The organism is Novosphingobium sp. PP1Y (assembly GCF_000253255.1).
Taxonomy (GTDB): Bacteria; Pseudomonadota; Alphaproteobacteria; order Sphingomonadales; family Sphingomonadaceae; genus Novosphingobium.
The window spans coordinates 3,108,066-3,124,356 of record NC_015580.1 but is presented as its reverse complement, the minus strand read 5'-3'; the positions used below and the strand labels follow the sequence as shown (position 1 = coordinate 3,124,356).

The following is a 16,291-nucleotide window of genomic DNA, read 5'->3' as shown; positions in this document are numbered from 1 at the left end:
TTGCCTTCATGCGTCGTCCCTGCCGATCCGGACGTGATCGATGGCTGCCCCCGCTGTATCCGCTTCGAAAGACGCGGGACGCAAGCTCAAGGGACGGCATTTGGATGAAATCAGGACGGCTGCAGGTCCCGCCAAGAGGATCGCGTCCTTCCGCAGGAGAAAGTACAGATCATGGAAGATATCTACATCCTCAGCGGCGCCCGCACTGCTATCGGCTCGTTCGGTGGCTCGCTGGCACCTTTCCGTCCGGCCGAGCTTGGCACGATCGTCATGGAAGAGGCGATCAAGCGCTCGGGAATCAGTGCTTCGGACATCCAGAACGTGGTGGTCGGCAATGTCGTGCCCAGCCAGCCGAAGGACGCCTACATCTCGCGCGTTGCCTCGGTAAACGCGGGCGTCCCGGTTTCCTCGCAGGCCATGAACGTCAATCGCCTGTGCGGCTCTGGACTTCAGGCGATCGTTTCGGCGGCCCAGGCCATCGCCCTTGGCGAGCATGACTTCGCTATCGGCGCCGGTGCGGAATCGATGTCGAATGCCCCGCACATGACCAGCTCCGCCCGCAACGGCGTGCGCATGGGCAATGTCGTGTTCGAGGACGCGATGCTCGGTGCGCTGCACGATCCCTTCGAGGGCATCCACATGGGCGTGACCGCGGAGAACATCGCGTCGCAGTGCCAGATCAGCCGTGAAGAGCAGGACGCGCTGGCTGTCGAGAGCCACATGCGCGCCGCCAAGGCGATTGCCGAAGGTTACTTCAAGGACCAGATCGTCCCGGTCGAGATCAAGTCGCGCAAGGGCACAAAGGTGTTCGACACCGACGAGCATGTCCGCGCCGATGCCACGCTGGAAGGCATGGCCAGCCTCAAGGCGGTGTTTCAGAAGGACGGTACGGTCACGGCCGGCAATGCCTCGGGCCTCAACGACGGCGCCGGCGCAGTCGTTCTCGCCAGCGGCAAGGCCGTTGCGGCCAAGGGACTCAAACCCCTCGCCAGGATTCTCGGCTGGGGCCATGCCGGCGTCGAGCCGAGCCTGATGGGCCTGGGCCCGGTCAAGGCAGTTCCCGTCGCTCTCGAGCGTGCAGGTCTCAGCCTCGACCAGATCGACGTGATCGAGAGCAACGAGGCATTCGCTGCACAGGCTTGCGGCGTTGCCAAGCAGCTCGGCTTCGATCCTGCCAAGACCAACCCGAACGGTTCGGGCGTTTCGCTGGGCCATCCGATCGGCGCGACCGGTGCGATCCTGACGATCAAGACGATCTACGAACTCAAGCGCACAGGCGGCAAGTACGGCCTCATCACCATGTGCATCGGCGGCGGCCAGGGCATCGCCATGGTCATCGAGAACGTGGAGGGCTGATCTCGTGAAGCTCGGCCGCATGAACCACATCGGTGTCGCGACGCCGGATCTCGATGCCTCGATCGCCTTCTACCGCGACGTGATGGGCGCCACCGACATTACCGAGCCCTTCGTGCTCGACAGTCAGAAGGTGCGCGTCTGTTTCGTCAACACCCCGGGCGAGAACGGGACCGCGGGCACGCAGGTCGAGCTTCTGCAACCGACAGAAGCGGATTCCGCGGTGGGCAAGTGGCTGGAGAAGAACCCGCTCGGGGGGCAGCACCACATTTGCTACGAAGTGCCCGACATCCATGAGGCGAAGGCCTGGTTCGAAGGGCAGGGCAAGCGGGTGCTGGGCGAGCCGCGCATCGGCGCACACGGGACGCTGATCTTCTTCGTCCACCCCAAGGACATGGGCGGCCAGCTCACCGAGATCATGGAAACGCCCAGGGAAGCGCATTGAGGAACAAGGCGTCCCGGGTCTGACCCGGGACCGCTGGCCGGGCGCGGCCTGAGAATGCCAGCGATCCCGGTTCGTACCGGGAGGAAAATATACGAGGGAAACGGGAAATGGCTGACATCAACGACTGGAAGGCAGCGGCGGACAAGGAGGTCAAGGGCAAGGACCTGACCTGGCACACGCCCGAGGGCATCGCGGTCAAGCCGCTCTATACCGCCGAGGACGTCAAGACCGATCCGGGCCTGCCCGGCTTTGCGCCCTTTACCCGCGGCGTCAAGGCATCGATGTATGCAGGCCGTCCCTGGACGATCCGCCAGTACGCCGGTTTCTCGACCGCCGAGGAATCCAACGCCTTCTATCGCCGCAACCTTGCGGCGGGCCAGAAGGGCCTGTCGGTCGCCTTCGACCTTGCCACCCACCGCGGCTACGATTCCGATCACCCGCGTGTCGTTGGTGACGTTGGTATGGCAGGCGTCGCCATCGACTCGGTCGAAGACATGAAGATTCTTTTCGACGGCATTCCGCTCGACCAGATGTCGGTCTCGATGACCATGAATGGCGCCGTGATTCCCGTGCTCGCCTTCTTCATCGTCGCCGGCGAGGAGCAGGGCGTTCCCACCGAACAGCTTTCCGGGACCATCCAGAACGACATCCTCAAGGAGTTCATGGTCCGCAACACCTATATCTACCCGCCCGAACCCTCGATGCGGATCATTTCGGACATCTTCGCCTACACGGCGGACCACATGCCGAAGTTCAACTCGATCTCGATTTCCGGCTACCACATGCAGGAAGCCGGGGCGACGCAGGTGCAGGAACTGGCCTTCACCATCGCCGACGGCATGGAGTACGTGAAGTACGGCGTGGCCTCTGGCCTCGACATCGACAAGTTCGCCGGCCGCCTCTCGTTCTTCTTCGCGATCGGCATGAACTTCTTCATGGAGATCGCCAAGCTGCGCGCCGCGCGCACGCTGTGGTATCGCGCCATGACCGAGCTCGGCGCGAAGTCAGAACGCTCCAAGATGCTGCGCACTCACTGCCAGACCTCGGGCGTCTCGCTGCAGGAGCAGGATCCCTACAACAACGTCATGCGCACCACGATCGAGGCGATGGCCGCGATGCTGGGCGGCACCCAGTCGCTGCACACCAATGCCCTCGACGAGGCGATTGCGCTGCCGACCGACTTTTCGGCCCGCATCGCACGCAACACCCAGATCGTCATCCAGGAAGAGACAGGCATGTGCAATGTCGTCGATCCGCTGGGCGGCTCCTACTACATCGAGGCACTGACGCAGGAACTGGTCGACAAGGCCTGGGAGATCATCGAGCGCGTCGAGAGCGAAGGCGGCATGGCCAAGGCGGTTGCCGCCGGCTGGCCCAAGGCGATGATCGAGGAAGCCGCTGCCGGTCGCCAGGCACGCGTCGACAAGGGCGATGACGTGATCGTCGGCGTGAACAAGTATCGCCGCGATCAGGAAGACGCGATCGAGACGCTGGAAGTGGACAACCACAAGGTCCGCGAAGCGCAGATCGCCCGCATCAAGCGCGCCCGCGAAAGCCGCGACGAAGCGGCCTGCCAGGCTGCGCTCAAGGCGATCACCGAAGGTGCGAAGGGCAAGGGTAACCTGCTGGCGCTGGCAGTCGAGGCTGCGCGCCACCGCGCGACCCTGGGCGAGATCTCGGACGCGATGGAAGCCGTCTTCGGCCGTCACGGCACGTTCCCCACCCCGGTCAAGGGCGTCTACGGTTCGGCCTATGCCGGCGACAACCGCTACCAGCAGGTGATCGACGGCGTGGAAGCGGTTACCCGCCGCCTGGGCCGCAAGCCGAAGATGTTCGTCGCCAAGATGGGCCAGGACGGCCATGACCGCGGCGCCAACGTGATCGCCTCGGCCTTCACCGACATGGGCTTCGAGGTCGTCTCCGGCCCGCTGTTCCAGACGCCGGAAGAAGCCTGCCAGATGGCGCTGGAAAGCGGCGTTGACGCGGTCGGTGCCTCTTCGCTGGCGGCCGGTCACAAGACGCTGATCCCCGAACTGATCGGCCACCTGCGCAATGCCGGACGCGCCGACATCAAGGTCGTCGCGGGCGGCGTCATCCCGCCGCAGGACTACGACTTCCTCAAGAAGGCGGGCGTTCAGGGCATCTACGGTCCCGGTTCGAACGTGGTCGAGTGCGCCGCCGACATGCTGCGCCTCCTGGGCCACAACATGCCGCCCGCCGGCAGCGAACTGGAAGCGGCCGAGTAAGGCGCGAGGGGCGAGGGGCGATGTCACTGGGTTTCTCTGTCGAGGCGCTCTTGCCTGACGCGCGGGTCTCCGGCCCGCTGCGCATGGGGCTGGTGCGTCTAGACGAAAGCCGGTGGCTTGATCCCGAGCCGAACCTGGCCGCGCGCGCGGCGGGCTTTGACGCCCATCCCGAGAGCGTGATGGTCCTGCCCGAAGCCGAAGCGGGGATTGCCGAACTGGCAGACCTGCTTGGCGTGAAGGGCGGACTGGAGACTTGCGCACGCTCGGTCTGGGAGGACCTGTGCGTGATGGTGCAGGATGCGCCGGGACAACCGTTCCGCCTGGGGGCAGGGGCCGTCGCCTTTCCGACCGACTGGCGTCTGTCCGAAAAGATTGGCCGCCCGCTGCACCAGGTCCATGAGCCGATCCACGGCTATGCCGAGCAGTTGGCCCCGGGCGTGGACAAGTTCATGAACGGATTGCAGTCGTTCAACATCTTCGGACGCACCAATGCCTTCGTCGTGGCCTCGAATGACTTGCGCTACATGCCCGCAGCTGCGCCGGAGCAGCGCTTTGCCCATGTCACTGCGGACAATGCAGGCGAGACGCTGTTCGTGCGCTGCGAACGCGAAGCACTGCGGCGCTTGCCGAAATCGCGCGCGATCGTCTTCACCATCGGCATTTACCTAAACCCCCTCTGCCAGCTCAGCGACGCTGCGGTGGCGCGAATTGCGCAGTCGGTGGAGGGTTTTGCAGGTGGGGAACTGGAACGTCGCGCCGGACCGCACTATGCAGCGGCGCTGACCGCCTATGCCGCGCGCCGTGCGCAGGCCAAGGCTGCCTGAGGAATTCGAGATGACCAACGCCCCCCAAACCGAGCCCCGTACCGACTGGACCCGTGAGGAAATCGCTGCGCTGTTCGACCTGCCCTTCACCGAGCTGGTCTTTCGCGCCGCCGAGGTCCACCGCGCCAATCACCCGCATAACGAAGTGCAGCTCTCGACGCTGCTCTCGATCAAGACCGGTGGTTGCGCCGAGGACTGCGGCTACTGCTCGCAATCGGTCCATGCCGACAGCGGCGTCAAGGCGACCAAGCTGATGGACGTGCAGGCCGTGCTGCAGCGCGCGGCGCAGGCGGCCGATCAGGGCTCCACACGCTTCTGCATGGGCGCCGCGTGGCGCAACCCCAAGGATCGCGACATGCCGGCCATCATCGAGATGGTGAAGGGCGTGCGCTCGATGGGCATGGAAACCTGCATGACGCTGGGCATGCTCACGCCTGAGCAGTCGCAGATGCTGGCAGATGCCGGGCTCGACTACTACAACCACAATATCGACACCTCGCCTGAGCGCTACGACCAGGTCATCACCACGCGCACGATGGACGATCGCCTCGAGACGCTTTCCAACGTGCGTTCGGCAGGGATCAACGTCTGTTCGGGCGGGATCGTCGGCATGGGCGAAACGCGCGAGGACAGGGTCGGCTTCGTCCACACGCTGGCGACGCTGCCCGAGCATCCCGGCTCGGTACCGGTCAATGCTCTGGTCCCGGTCAAGGGCACGGTGCTGGGTGACATGCTCGCCGATACCCCGCTTGCCAAGATCGATGACGTGGAATTCGTGCGCACGGTCGCGGTGGCGCGAATCACCATGCCGCGTTCGATGGTACGCCTTTCGGCGGGCCGCGAGTCCATGTCCGAGATGACCCAGGCCATGTGCTTCATGGCCGGCGCGAACTCGATCTTCACCGGCGACAAGCTGCTCACCGCGCCCAACGCGGGCGATGACAACGACGCGGCGATGTTCGCGCGCCTCGGCATCAAGCCTATGGCGATCAGCGAAACCGATGCGCAGGTCGAAGCGTCGCGCATGCCCAAGGGCTGCATCAAGCTGGAAGCGATGGACTGATGGCCGCGGCCCTCCCTCGTCATCCCCGCGCAGGCGGGGAGCCCGCTGCACGGCGGGACCTTGCGTTCAAGCGGCAATCCCGCCTTCGCAAGGGTGACGGCAATGGGGAGGGGGCCGAGTGATCTTCACGCTGTTGCTGATGGCGGCCGAGCCGCAAGTCGATTGCTCCAATGCAATGACGCAGACGCACATGAACATCTGCGCCTACAAGGACCTCCAGGCCGCCGACCGCTCGCTTAACGCGGCGTGGAAGCAGGCCGCGGCCAAGGCCCGGTCCGAAGGCGCACAGCAATTCGCAAGGCTCCTCGATGCCCAGCGCAAGTGGCTCGCGTTCCGCGACGCCCAGTGCCTGGCCGAGAATGGCCCGCGCGAGCAGAGCGGCACGATCTGGCCGCTCGTTCAGAACACCTGCATGCAACGACTCACCGAGGCGCGCACCGATCAGTTGCGCGAATACGTGGAAACGGAGAACTGATGTTCAAGAAGATCCTCATCGCTAACCGGGGCGAGATCGCCTGCCGTGTCATCAAGACCGCGCGCCGCATGGGCATCCAGACGGTCGCCGTCTATTCCGATGCCGATGCCCGCGCGCCATTCGTGCAGATGGCCGATGAGGCAGTGCATATCGGTCCGGCGCCTGCCGCGCAGTCTTACCTGATCGCAGAGAAGATCATCGAGGCCTGCAAGCAGACCGGCGCCGAAGCGGTTCACCCGGGCTACGGCTTCCTCTCCGAGCGCACGGCCTTCGCCGAGGCGCTGGCTGCGGAAGGCATCGAGTTCATCGGCCCGCCCGTGAACGCGATTGCCGCGATGGGCGACAAGATCGAGTCCAAGAAGCTCGCAAAGGAAGCCGGCGTCAACGTCGTGCCCGGCTACGTCGGCGAGATCGAGGACACCGAGCACGCGGTGCAGATCTCCAACGACATCGGCTACCCGGTGATGATGAAGGCTTCGGCCGGCGGCGGCGGCAAGGGCATGCGGCTGGCCTATTCCGAGAAGGACGTCCGCGAGGGCTTCGAGTCCGTCAAGCGCGAGGGCCTCAACTCCTTCGGTGACGACCGCGTCTTCATCGAGAAGTTCATTCTCAATCCGCGCCACATCGAGATCCAGATCCTCGGCGACAAGCACGGCAACATCCTTTACCTGAACGAGCGCGAGTGCTCGATCCAGCGTCGCCACCAGAAGGTGGTCGAGGAAGCGCCGTCGCCCTTCGTCACCGAGAAGATGCGCAAGGCCATGGGCGAACAGTGCGTCGCGCTGTCCAGAGCCGTGGGCTACTACTCGGCGGGCACGGTCGAGCTGATCGTCTCAGGCGCCGACCCGAGCGGCGAGAGTTTCTACTTCCTCGAGATGAACACCCGCCTGCAGGTGGAGCACCCGGTCACCGAAGCGATTACCGGGGTCGACCTCGTCGAGCAGATGATCCGCGTCGCTGCCGGCGAGAAGCTGGAGATGACGCAGGATGACGTGAAGATCGACGGCTGGGCCATCGAGAACCGCGTCTATGCCGAAGATCCCTATCGCGGCTTCCTGCCCTCGACCGGTCGCCTCGTGCGCTATCAGCCGCCGGTGGATGGCTGGACCGATGACGGTGCGGAGAACGGGCGCCGCGGTATCGATGGCATTCGCGTCGACGACGGCGTCTACGAGGGCGGCGAGGTCTCGATGTTCTACGACCCGATGATCGCCAAGCTGATCACCTGGGGCAAGACCCGCGATGAGGCCGCCGACAAGCAGATCGCCGCGCTCGACGCCTTCGAGATCGAAGGTCTCGGCCACAATATCGACTTCGTCTCGGCGATCATGCAGCACCCGCGCTTCCGCTCGGGCGAGCTGACCACCGGCTTCATCGCCGAGGAATATCCCGAGGGTTTCACCGGCGCGGCGACGTCGGAAGAACTGAAGGTGAAGCTTGCCGCCGTGGCCGGCTTCGTCGCGACTGCGCGCTCGGACCGCTCGCGCCGCATCTCCGGCCAGCTTGCCGATCCGACCGATCCGCCGGCCGACTGGACAGTGACCATCGACAAGACCGACTACGTGGTCGTGCTTGACGAGGATGTGGTGACGGTGAACGGCGAGGAAGTCGAACTCGCGCTCGAGTACACGCCGGGCGACCGCCTGGTCGAAGCCGAAGTCGACGGCGAGGACCTTGGCATCAAGCTCGAAGTTACCCGCACCGGCTTCAAGATGACCACGCGCGGCGCAATCCACAAGGTCGACTGCCTGCCGACCCGCGTGGCCTATCTGTCGCAGCACATGATCGAAAAGATCCCGCCGGATCTTTCCAAGTTCCTCATCTGCCCGATGCCGGGCCTGCTCGTCGCGCTGAACGTGAGCGAGGGCGAGAAGGTCGAAGCCGGCCAGCCGCTCGCGGTGATCGAGGCGATGAAGATGGAAAACATCCTGCGCGCCGAGAAAGCGGGCGTGGTGAAGTCGGTCAATGCCAAGGCCGGCGAAAGCCTCGCGGTCGACGCCGTCATTCTCGAGATGGAGTGACGATTGCACCTCGATCATGATCCGGCCGCACCTGCAGCCGATGCGATTGCCTTCGACGATTTCCTGAAGGTCGACATTCGCATCGGCACCGTCGTGGCGGCCGAAATCTATGAAGGCGCGCGAAGGCCGAGCTACAAGCTGCGGATCGATTTCGGTCCCGGCATCGGTGAGAAGAAGAGCGTCGGGCAAGTCGCGGCGCTCTATTCTCCTGAAGACCTGATCGGACGCCAGGTGGCGGCCGTGGTCAATTTTCCCGTTCGCCAGATCGGCAAGGCGCTGTCCGAAGTACTGACACTGGGCTTTGCCGATGAGGAGGGCCGGGTGACGCTGTTCTCGCCGGACAAGGCGGTCCCCAACGGATCGCGCCTGTTCTGATGACCGGCTTTGCGCAGGTGCTTGCTTCAGGCGAGACGCTCGAGGACGGCCTTGCCGTCGAAGTGCCGTCCCGGTGGCTCCAGGGGCGCACGGCCTACGGCGGATTTTCCTCTGCCCTGGCGCTGGTCGCCGCGCAGCAGGTGGGAGGGGACCTGCCGCCCCTGCGCTCAGCGCAACTGGCGATGATGGCGCCGCTTTCCGGTCGTATTGAGGCGCATGCCAAGGTCGAGCGCCAAGGGCGCAATGCCACCTGGGTCTCGGCGCAGATCACTGGCGACAAGGGGCCGGCGTTCACCGCCAGCTTCGTGTTCATGGGGGCGATCGAAAGCACGCTGACCTTGGACGAGCGCCCGGTGCCGGACGACGTCGTGGCGCTCGAGGATGCGCCGCCGATGGCGCCCGACTTGCTTGCGCCGTTCATTCGCGACCATTTCGATGTGCGCCTTGGCGTAGCAATGCAGGGCGAGCGAGAGCCCGACTACTGCTGGTGGCTGCGCTCACGCGACTGGGGTACGCTCGATCCGATGGTCGAGATCCTGCTGTGCGGGGACGGGTTGCCGCCGGGCGTCCTACCGATGATGCCGGCGCTGGTTCCGGTCAGCAGCATGCATTGGCAGGTCAATCTGCTTACGGCCCTGCCGCAGACGCGTGATGGCTGGTGGCTGCTGCGCTCCACCGGCGACTTTGCCCGACACGGCTGTTCAAGTCAGCGCATGGCCATGTGGAACGCCCAAGGGCAGGCGATTCTCGCTGGAATGCAGTCCATCGCGCTCTTCGGTTGAGGCCGGTTCAGGCCCCTTGCGATTGCTCCTCGTCCTTGTCGGCAAGGATCTTGCCGAGGAACATCCTGAGCACCGCGAAGGCGACAAGGCCGAAGGCTGCGGTGGCGACATGGAGCAGCCAGAAATGGACTGTGTCCATGCTGGAGTACCAGCCGCCGACGATGCCCACCGTCTTGTTGGCCGCGAAGAAGGCCAGGTAGTAGATCCCCACGACCGTTGCATTGAGCGCGCGCGGGGCGACCTTGGTGAACAGGGCCAGGCTGACCGGTAGGACGTGGGCGAAGCCGATCGAGTTGAACAGGTGGAACATGACCGGCCAGAACAGGCCGATCTTCGCGTCCCCCGCCGTCGCTGCGGCGATCACCAGGCACATGCCGCCCATCACGGTGAAGACCGAACCGATGATCATCTTGCCCAGTTCGTCCGGTTCGCGGCCGGTGCGATCGCTGCGCCACTTCCAGAATGCGGCAACTGCGACCAGCATCGAGAAGCTCAGCGTAGCATCGATGGTGATCATCCAGCTTGTCGGCAGGGTTTCGCCGAAGAAGGTGAGCTGGAACTTCGCATCCGCCCAGACGAGATAGGCATTGAAGATTTCCTGATTGGTCAGGATGGCGATCGCGAGCACCGGAACCAGGATCGCCAGAGCGCCAAGTCGGGGCCAGTCGCTCCGCTCCAGTCCCGTGGACTTTGCCTTGCCTTCCTTGGTGTCGGCGGCATCGGCGGGGAGATACGGCCGCGCACGCAGGTACAGCACCAGGCCCAGGACCATGACGACGCCGGCAGTGCCGAAGCCGTAGTGCCAACCGACCTTCTCGCCGAGCGTGCCCGAGATCAGCGGGGCCGCGATGACCGAGACGTTGATGGCAATGTAGAAGATCTGGAACGCCATCGCCCGGCGCAGGTCGTTGGGTTTGTAGAGCTCCCCGACCTGGCTGGCGATGTTGCCCTTGAACAGACCTACGCCGACGACGAGCGAAATCAGTGCGAAGAGGAACATGCCTTCGAAGGCCATCAGGAAATGGCCTAGGGACATGATCAGCGCGCCCGCAATCAGCGTGGCGCGGCGCCCGAGCCAGCGGTCGGCGACAATTCCCCCCAGGATCGGGGTGAGATAGACCAGCGAAGTGTAATCGCCGAAGATCGCGGAGGCGAGCGGCTGCCCGCTCAGCCCTGCGTAGTATCCGGTGCGCAGCCAGTCGAGACCGATGACTTTCCCGATGTTCTCCGGAAGCAGGAGATACTTGACCATGTAGAGCACCAGCAGGGTCTGCATGGAGTAGTAGGAGAAGCGTTCGCAGCCTTCGACGAACGAAAGATAGCCAAGGCCCTTGGGATGTCCGAGAAAGGCGCGGTCGTCCGCGACGGCTTCTTCGGGGAAATCCAGTTCCGGAGTTGCTTCGGCAACAGTCATTGCGCCCTTCGCATTATTGTTATCCAAGTGGGTAACTTAGAAACATTTTTGCGTAATGTCACGGGGCGCTGGATACCCCGCCGGATCGTGGCAACGGGCTACTCGTCGATGTGGTCCGGTTTGTCCTTGCGAGAAGTGCCCGCAAAGTCCTCGAGCTGCTTTTCGTTCATCGATTCATACATTTCCCGCGAAGCGCCCTTGAGGTCGCTCTTGTTGGCTTCGCCGCGCTTGGCGGCAAGTGCCGCACCGGCGGCTTTCTGCTGGGCCTTGGATTTGGCAGGCATGGTCCGCGTGTCCTTTCCTTGCTTGTGCTTCCGCAATGCCCTGCGATTCGCGCCAAGGAAAAGGCGGCAGGCCCGATCGACCCACCGCCTTCCGGTGCCCCCGGGTGCCTCGGGGACGTTCCCCCCCGGCCAAGGGCAATCCTTTGCGACCCGCTCGTGGCTCTTAAGCGGTACTCCAATCCATCTCGGGAACGCGCGCAAATGCGAGGCCGTTCCCGCTTGGGGGGACGGCCCGCCGCTTGTGCTGCACGGTGCATCCAGAAAGGTATGCGCCCTCGTTAAGACGCGTGTCTTAGCCTCAGGCCGGCTCGCGGGCGAGTTCGCCGTCGAGGAACTGGGCGACATCGTCGAGCGAGACTTCCTTGTCGAGGTAGGTCTTGCCGATGCCCTTCATGAGCAGGAAGGGCAAGGTACCGGCATCCATCTTCTTGTCATGGAGCATGTGCTTCACGAGTGCGGCTCCATCGCAGTCGAGGCCGAGCGCCGAGAGGTTGGCGGGCAGGCCGACTTCGCCGAAATGCTGCGCAACATGATCCGCGCTCGCCATGGGCATGAGGCCCTTGCGTGCGGAATAGCGCGCCGCCAGGACCATGCCGAGCGCCACTGCCTCGCCGTGGAGCAGGCGCTGGGAAAAGCCGGTTTCGGCCTCCAGCGCGTGTCCGAAGGTATGGCCGAGGTTCAACAGGGCGCGGCGCCCGGTGGTTTCGAACTCGTCCTCTGCAACGATGCGGGCCTTGGCGGCGACCGAGTGCGCGACGGCATATTCGCGCAGGGCGCTGTCGCCGGCGACCATTCTTGCGCCGTTGGCATCGCACCATGCGAAGAAGTCGGCATCGTCGATCAGGCCGTACTTCACGACTTCCGCATAACCGGCGAGTAGCTCGCGGGTCGGCAGCGTCTCGAGCGCAGAGAGGTCGGCGAGGACCAGCGAGGGCTGGTGGAAGGCGCCGACGAGGTTCTTGCCTGCCGGGGTGTTGATCGCGGTCTTGCCGCCGACGCTCGAATCGACCTGCGAAAGCAGGGTGGTCGGGACCTGGATGAACCTGCACCCGCGCTTCAGCACTGCCGCGCAAAAGCCGGTGAGATCGCCGATGACCCCGCCGCCAAGCGCGATGATGTGATCTCCGCGCTCGACCTCCAGGCTAAGCAACCAGTTCACCGTGGCCGCCAGTTCGTCCCAGGACTTGGTGTGCTCGCCCGGCGGCAGGATGCGCCAGTGCGGTTCATGGCCGTTGTCGCGCAGGCTGGCCTCGACAAGGTCGCCCCAGGCGGCATGGACATTGGCGTCGGTGACGATCGGCACGTCCCGCTTGCGCAGCTTGCCGCGGCAATGGGGCACGAGTTCGGCGAGGAGCCCTGCGCCTACGCGTACTTCGTAGGGGCGACCGGCGATATTGACCGGGATCACAGCCATTGCGAAATTCCCTGAAGGACCTTGTTGATAGTCTGGACGTGCGGTCCGGGTCCGCTCAGGACATGGATCGGCGCCTGCGAATAGTGTGGACGGCGTTCCTCGCGCAGCCGGGCCAGGATCTCGCGCGGTTCCCCGTCCTTCAGCAGCGGGCGGTTGTCCTTGCGGCCGGTCCGCTCGACCAGGGTATCGACTTCGCTGTCCAGCCAGATGGTGAGGGCGCGATGCAGAATCAAGGCGCGGGTCTCGGCATTGCAGAAGGCGCCGCCGCCCGTCGCTATCACGCGGCACCCTTCGCTTTCGTCGATCAGGCGGGCGATTACACGGCGCTCGCCGTCGCGGAAGTAGTCCTCGCCGTAAGTCTCGAAGATCTCGGGAATACCCATCTGGGCGGAGCGTTCGATTTCTTCGTCGGCATCGACGAAGGGGCAGTTGAGCAGCGAGGCCAGCCTTTTGCCCACGCTCGACTTGCCAACCCCCATCATGCCGACAAGCACGATCGGGCGATCGATGCGCCTTGCCAGTGCGGCAATTTCCTGTGCGGAGAAGTGGGTCTGTTGAACGTCCATTGCCCCACCGCCTATAGTTGCGCTAGGTCGCAGCGCAAGCATCGGTGAAGGAAGGCGAGTTGACGGTTACAATGCGAAGGCGCACGATTCTGGGAGCCGTCGCCATCCTGGTCATTGCATTGCTGGCATGGAGCTGGATCGACGCTGGCCGGGAACCGGTGCGCGAGATCGTTCAGCCCGTCCCGGTACCGGAGTTGCCGAAATGAGGCGCGCCTATCTTCTGGCCGGTGTGGCCCTGACCCTGACATCGGCCTGGGCCGTGGCGCAGGATGCGCCCGAATCGCTGCTTCCCAAGATGTTCCAGGACCCGGCGCCTGCGCCCAGTCCGACACCGACCTCGCGCGCTACCGCGGCGCCGGCCGCCTCGTCCAATGCCTCGAGCGGCAATCCAGCCGCGCCGCGCGCGGTTTCGACCCCGGTCGTGCAGGCGCTTCCCGGCAACGCGACGGGACAGGCTGCGCAAACGCAGCAGCAGGAGGGCGAACTCGCCCTGACCCGGCTTCCCACTCTCGAGGAAATCGAGAAGATGACGCCGGACGACTTCGAGGAGTTGCTGGGCAGCAAGATCCAGCTCGACATGCCGCCTGCCGCGCGCCGCTCGATGGAGCAGGTGGGCATGCTGGCTGAGGGCGAGGGCGGGCTACCTGCGGCCTCGCTCGCCGGGCAGAACCCGAAGCTGGTGGAACTGGCGCTATCTTCGAACCGCGGCGCGCTCGTTTCGCGCTGGGGCCACATCCTGCTGCGCCGCGCGCTCGTCTCTCGCCTGCAGGCGCCTGCGGGCATGGAGCCGCAGCAATTCGCCGCACTGCGCATCGGCCTGCTGCTGCGCATGGGTGAAATCGATGCCGCGCGCGCCGTGCTGCAGGACATCGATATCGACAACTATACGCCCACCCTGGGCGAACTGGCGATGAGGACCTATGAGCGCACGGCCGATTTCACTGGCCTGTGCCCGGTCATGGCGACCCAGGGCAAGCTGCGCGACGATCCGCAATGGGATGTTGCCAAGGCGATCTGCGAGGCTTTTCGCGGCAACAGCAGCTCGGCGCTGTCCAGGCTGGAGCGGGATCGCCGAACCGGCAAGATGGACAACATCGACATGCTCCTTGCTCAAAAATACGCCGGTGCCGCCGGCAAGGCGCGCCGGGCGGTCACGATCGAATGGGACAAGGTAGAAGGCATGACGCCCTGGCGTTACGGCCTGACGATCGGCACCGGCATGGAGCCGCCGGCTCGCCTGATGAACAAGGCCAGCGTGCAGTACGACTACACCAATGCGCTCGCCCCGATGGTCAGCCTGCAACGCCGGGCCGCGTCCTCTGATCGCGCCGCCGCTGCCGGCATCCTGTCGAACGCGGCCATGGTCGACCTCTATTCGCAGGTCTATGCCGATACTGACATTACCGGCGACTTCCAGGACGCGGCGGAGTCCCTGCGCGATGCCTATACGCTGCAGAGTCCGGATTCCCGGCTGGCCGCCATGCAGGCCCTGTGGAACAGCGCGAGCGATCCGGCTTCCGGTTATGCCCGCAAGGTCCTTACCGCAGCGGCGGCGGCCCGCATGCCGGCCTCGGAGGATTACGCGGACAATGCCGCCTCGCTGATCACGTCGATGCTCTCGGCCGGTTTCGATGCCAATGCCATGCGCTGGTCTTCGGTGGTGGAGAAGGGGAGCCCGGCCTGGGGCCTGTTGGCGCTGGTCTCGAAGGATGGCAGCCGCTCGGTCGATACCGGCGATCTCGATCGCTACATCGACGACGATGAAAGCGCCAACAAGCGCAAGGCCGCGTTTCTCGTTGCCGGACTGGCAGGTCTGGGGCGTCTGGGTGAAAACGACATCTCGCGCTATTCCAACGACCTCTCGCTGGAACTGGCGGGCTCGACCCGCTGGACGACTGCGATCGACAGCGCGGCGGGGCGCGGCGATGCCGCCAGCGTGGTGCTGCTCATGGGCTTCGGCATGCAGGGATCAAACTGGCAGCGCATGACGCCGCGCTATCTCTACCACATCATTTCCGCCCTGCGTCAGGTGGGCATGGAAGCCGAGGCGCGCCTGATTGCCGCCGAAGCGGTCGGCCGCGCCTGATCGCATGATCGGGGCGGGAGAAGACCTCGCCGAACGGTTTCTCGCTGTGCTGGCAGTGGAGCGCGGTGCGGCGGCCAACACCCTGGCGGCCTACCGGCGCGACCTTGCCGCTGCTCGGGAACAGCTGGGCGATCTGGCCAGCGCTGATGGCCCCGCTCTTGCCGGGCTGGGCCAGGCATGGAGCGACCTTGCAGCCTCGAGCCTTGCGAGACGGTGTTCGGCGTTGCGGCAGTTCTACGGTTTCCTTGTCGACGAGGGCTTGCGCAAGGACGATCCCTCCGGTTCGCTGCCCAAGCCGCGTACGCGCCGACCCTTGCCGCGCCTGCTTTCCCACGAGGACGTCGAGCGGCTCCTGGTACTCGCCGAAGAGGAGGCCTGCACGGGGCGTGCGGACGCGCTGCGCATGCTCGCGCTGCTCGAGTTGCTCTACGGTTCGGGCCTGCGTGCAAGCGAACTGGTCTCCTTGCCGCTGACGGCGGTACCGCGCGATGCGCCGTTCCTGCATGTGACGGGCAAGGGCGGTCAGCAGAGGATGGTCCCGGTCAGCGGCCGCGCCCGCCAGGCGCTGTCGCGTTGGCTGGAAGTGCGCCGCGGGCAATCGAAGTTCCTGTTTCCCTCCAGCGGCGCGAGCGGACACCTGACGCGTGTGCGCCTGTTCCAGCTCCTGCGGGCGCTCGCGCTGCGGGCAGGCATCGACCCCACCCGAGTTTCTCCGCACGTCCTTCGCCACGCCTTCGCCACACACCTGCTGGAAGGCGGCGCGGACCTGCGCGTCTTGCAGACGCTGCTTGGCCACGCCGACATTGCCACGACGCAGATCTATACGCATGTCGAGAGCAGCCGCCTCGTCGAACTCGTCAATGCGCGTCACCCGCTCGCCGGCAAGCGCAGCGGGTGAGGGGAACAAGCGAGGCACCTCGCCGTTGTGTGAGGCGGAAGATCA

At 65.0% G+C, this 16,291-nt stretch carries 16 protein-coding genes; 12 read left to right on the top strand and 4 right to left on the bottom strand.

What is annotated here, in order from left to right:
* Nucleotides 1–171: 171 nt before the first annotated feature.
* From PP1Y_RS20785 to PP1Y_RS20745, 9 genes are all read left to right on the top strand, one after another.
* Nucleotides 172–1,356, top strand: coding sequence for an acetyl-CoA C-acyltransferase family protein (locus PP1Y_RS20785; protein WP_013833958.1), 1,185 nt, complete (start codon nt 172–174; stop codon nt 1,354–1,356).
* 4 nt (nt 1,357–1,360) lie between these two features.
* Nucleotides 1,361–1,798, top strand: a complete 438-nt coding sequence (gene mce / locus PP1Y_RS20780) for a methylmalonyl-CoA epimerase (RefSeq protein ID WP_013833957.1) — start codon at nt 1,361–1,363, stop codon at nt 1,796–1,798.
* 107 nt (nt 1,799–1,905) lie between these two features.
* The gene (scpA, locus tag PP1Y_RS20775; protein ID WP_013833956.1) at nt 1,906–4,044 is read left to right on the top strand and encodes a methylmalonyl-CoA mutase; all 2,139 of its coding nucleotides are present in this window, start codon (nt 1,906–1,908) and stop codon (nt 4,042–4,044) included.
* A gap of 20 nt (nt 4,045–4,064) precedes the next feature.
* Complete coding sequence (locus PP1Y_RS20770; RefSeq protein WP_013833955.1) at nt 4,065–4,868, top strand: DUF3445 domain-containing protein; 804 nt, start codon at nt 4,065–4,067, stop codon at nt 4,866–4,868.
* Between the two features lie 10 nt (nt 4,869–4,878).
* Nucleotides 4,879–5,931, top strand: a complete 1,053-nt coding sequence (gene bioB, locus PP1Y_RS20765; RefSeq protein WP_013833954.1) for a biotin synthase BioB — start codon at nt 4,879–4,881, stop codon at nt 5,929–5,931.
* A gap of 118 nt (nt 5,932–6,049) precedes the next feature.
* The gene (locus tag PP1Y_RS20760) at nt 6,050–6,406 is read left to right on the top strand and encodes a lysozyme inhibitor LprI family protein (protein ID WP_148275035.1); all 357 of its coding nucleotides are present in this window, start codon (nt 6,050–6,052) and stop codon (nt 6,404–6,406) included.
* On the top strand, nt 6,406–8,427 hold the full coding sequence (locus PP1Y_RS20755; RefSeq protein ID WP_013833952.1) for an acetyl/propionyl/methylcrotonyl-CoA carboxylase subunit alpha: 2,022 nt from the start codon (nt 6,406–6,408) through the stop codon (nt 8,425–8,427). The genes PP1Y_RS20760 and PP1Y_RS20755 overlap by 1 nt, the downstream gene beginning before the upstream one ends.
* A 3-nt stretch (nt 8,428–8,430) precedes the next feature.
* On the top strand, nt 8,431–8,802 hold the full coding sequence (locus tag PP1Y_RS20750) for a tRNA-binding protein (RefSeq protein ID WP_013833951.1): 372 nt from the start codon (nt 8,431–8,433) through the stop codon (nt 8,800–8,802).
* On the top strand, nt 8,802–9,584 hold the full coding sequence (locus PP1Y_RS20745) for a thioesterase family protein (protein ID WP_013833950.1): 783 nt from the start codon (nt 8,802–8,804) through the stop codon (nt 9,582–9,584). The genes PP1Y_RS20750 and PP1Y_RS20745 overlap by 1 nt, the downstream gene beginning before the upstream one ends.
* Nucleotides 9,585–9,591: 7 nt before the next feature.
* On the opposite strand, the gene PP1Y_RS20740 is transcribed toward PP1Y_RS20745, so the two are convergent.
* The 4 genes from PP1Y_RS20740 to PP1Y_RS20725 form a co-directional block, all read right to left on the bottom strand.
* Nucleotides 9,592–10,998 carry a peptide MFS transporter gene (locus PP1Y_RS20740; protein WP_013833949.1) on the bottom strand — a complete coding sequence of 469 codons (1,407 nt, stop codon included), beginning with the start codon at nt 10,996–10,998 and terminating at the stop codon, nt 9,592–9,594.
* A gap of 98 nt (nt 10,999–11,096) precedes the next feature.
* Complete coding sequence (locus PP1Y_RS20735) at nt 11,097–11,282, bottom strand: DUF3008 family protein (RefSeq protein ID WP_041559054.1); 186 nt, start codon at nt 11,280–11,282, stop codon at nt 11,097–11,099.
* Between the two features lie 298 nt (nt 11,283–11,580).
* Nucleotides 11,581–12,696, bottom strand: coding sequence for a 3-dehydroquinate synthase (gene aroB / locus PP1Y_RS20730; protein ID WP_013833948.1), 1,116 nt, complete (start codon nt 12,694–12,696; stop codon nt 11,581–11,583).
* Nucleotides 12,687–13,262 carry a shikimate kinase gene (locus PP1Y_RS20725; protein WP_041559053.1) on the bottom strand — a complete coding sequence of 192 codons (576 nt, stop codon included), beginning with the start codon at nt 13,260–13,262 and terminating at the stop codon, nt 12,687–12,689. Before PP1Y_RS20725 ends, aroB begins: the two co-directional genes overlap by 10 nt.
* A 59-nt stretch (nt 13,263–13,321) precedes the next feature.
* Between PP1Y_RS20725 and PP1Y_RS26050 the strand changes: the two genes are divergently transcribed.
* Genes PP1Y_RS26050 through PP1Y_RS20715 form a run of 3 tightly spaced genes read left to right on the top strand, consistent with a single transcriptional unit; the run spans nt 13,322 to nt 16,246 of the window.
* Nucleotides 13,322–13,468: a hypothetical protein gene (locus PP1Y_RS26050; protein WP_158511868.1), complete on the top strand. Its 147-nt coding sequence runs from the start codon at nt 13,322–13,324 to the stop codon at nt 13,466–13,468.
* Nucleotides 13,465–15,348: a hypothetical protein gene (locus PP1Y_RS20720; RefSeq protein WP_041559052.1), complete on the top strand. Its 1,884-nt coding sequence runs from the start codon at nt 13,465–13,467 to the stop codon at nt 15,346–15,348. Before PP1Y_RS26050 ends, PP1Y_RS20720 begins: the two co-directional genes overlap by 4 nt.
* 4 nt (nt 15,349–15,352) lie before the next feature.
* Nucleotides 15,353–16,246, top strand: coding sequence for a tyrosine recombinase (locus PP1Y_RS20715; RefSeq protein ID WP_013833945.1), 894 nt, complete (start codon nt 15,353–15,355; stop codon nt 16,244–16,246).
* Nucleotides 16,247–16,291 lie beyond the last annotated feature (45 nt).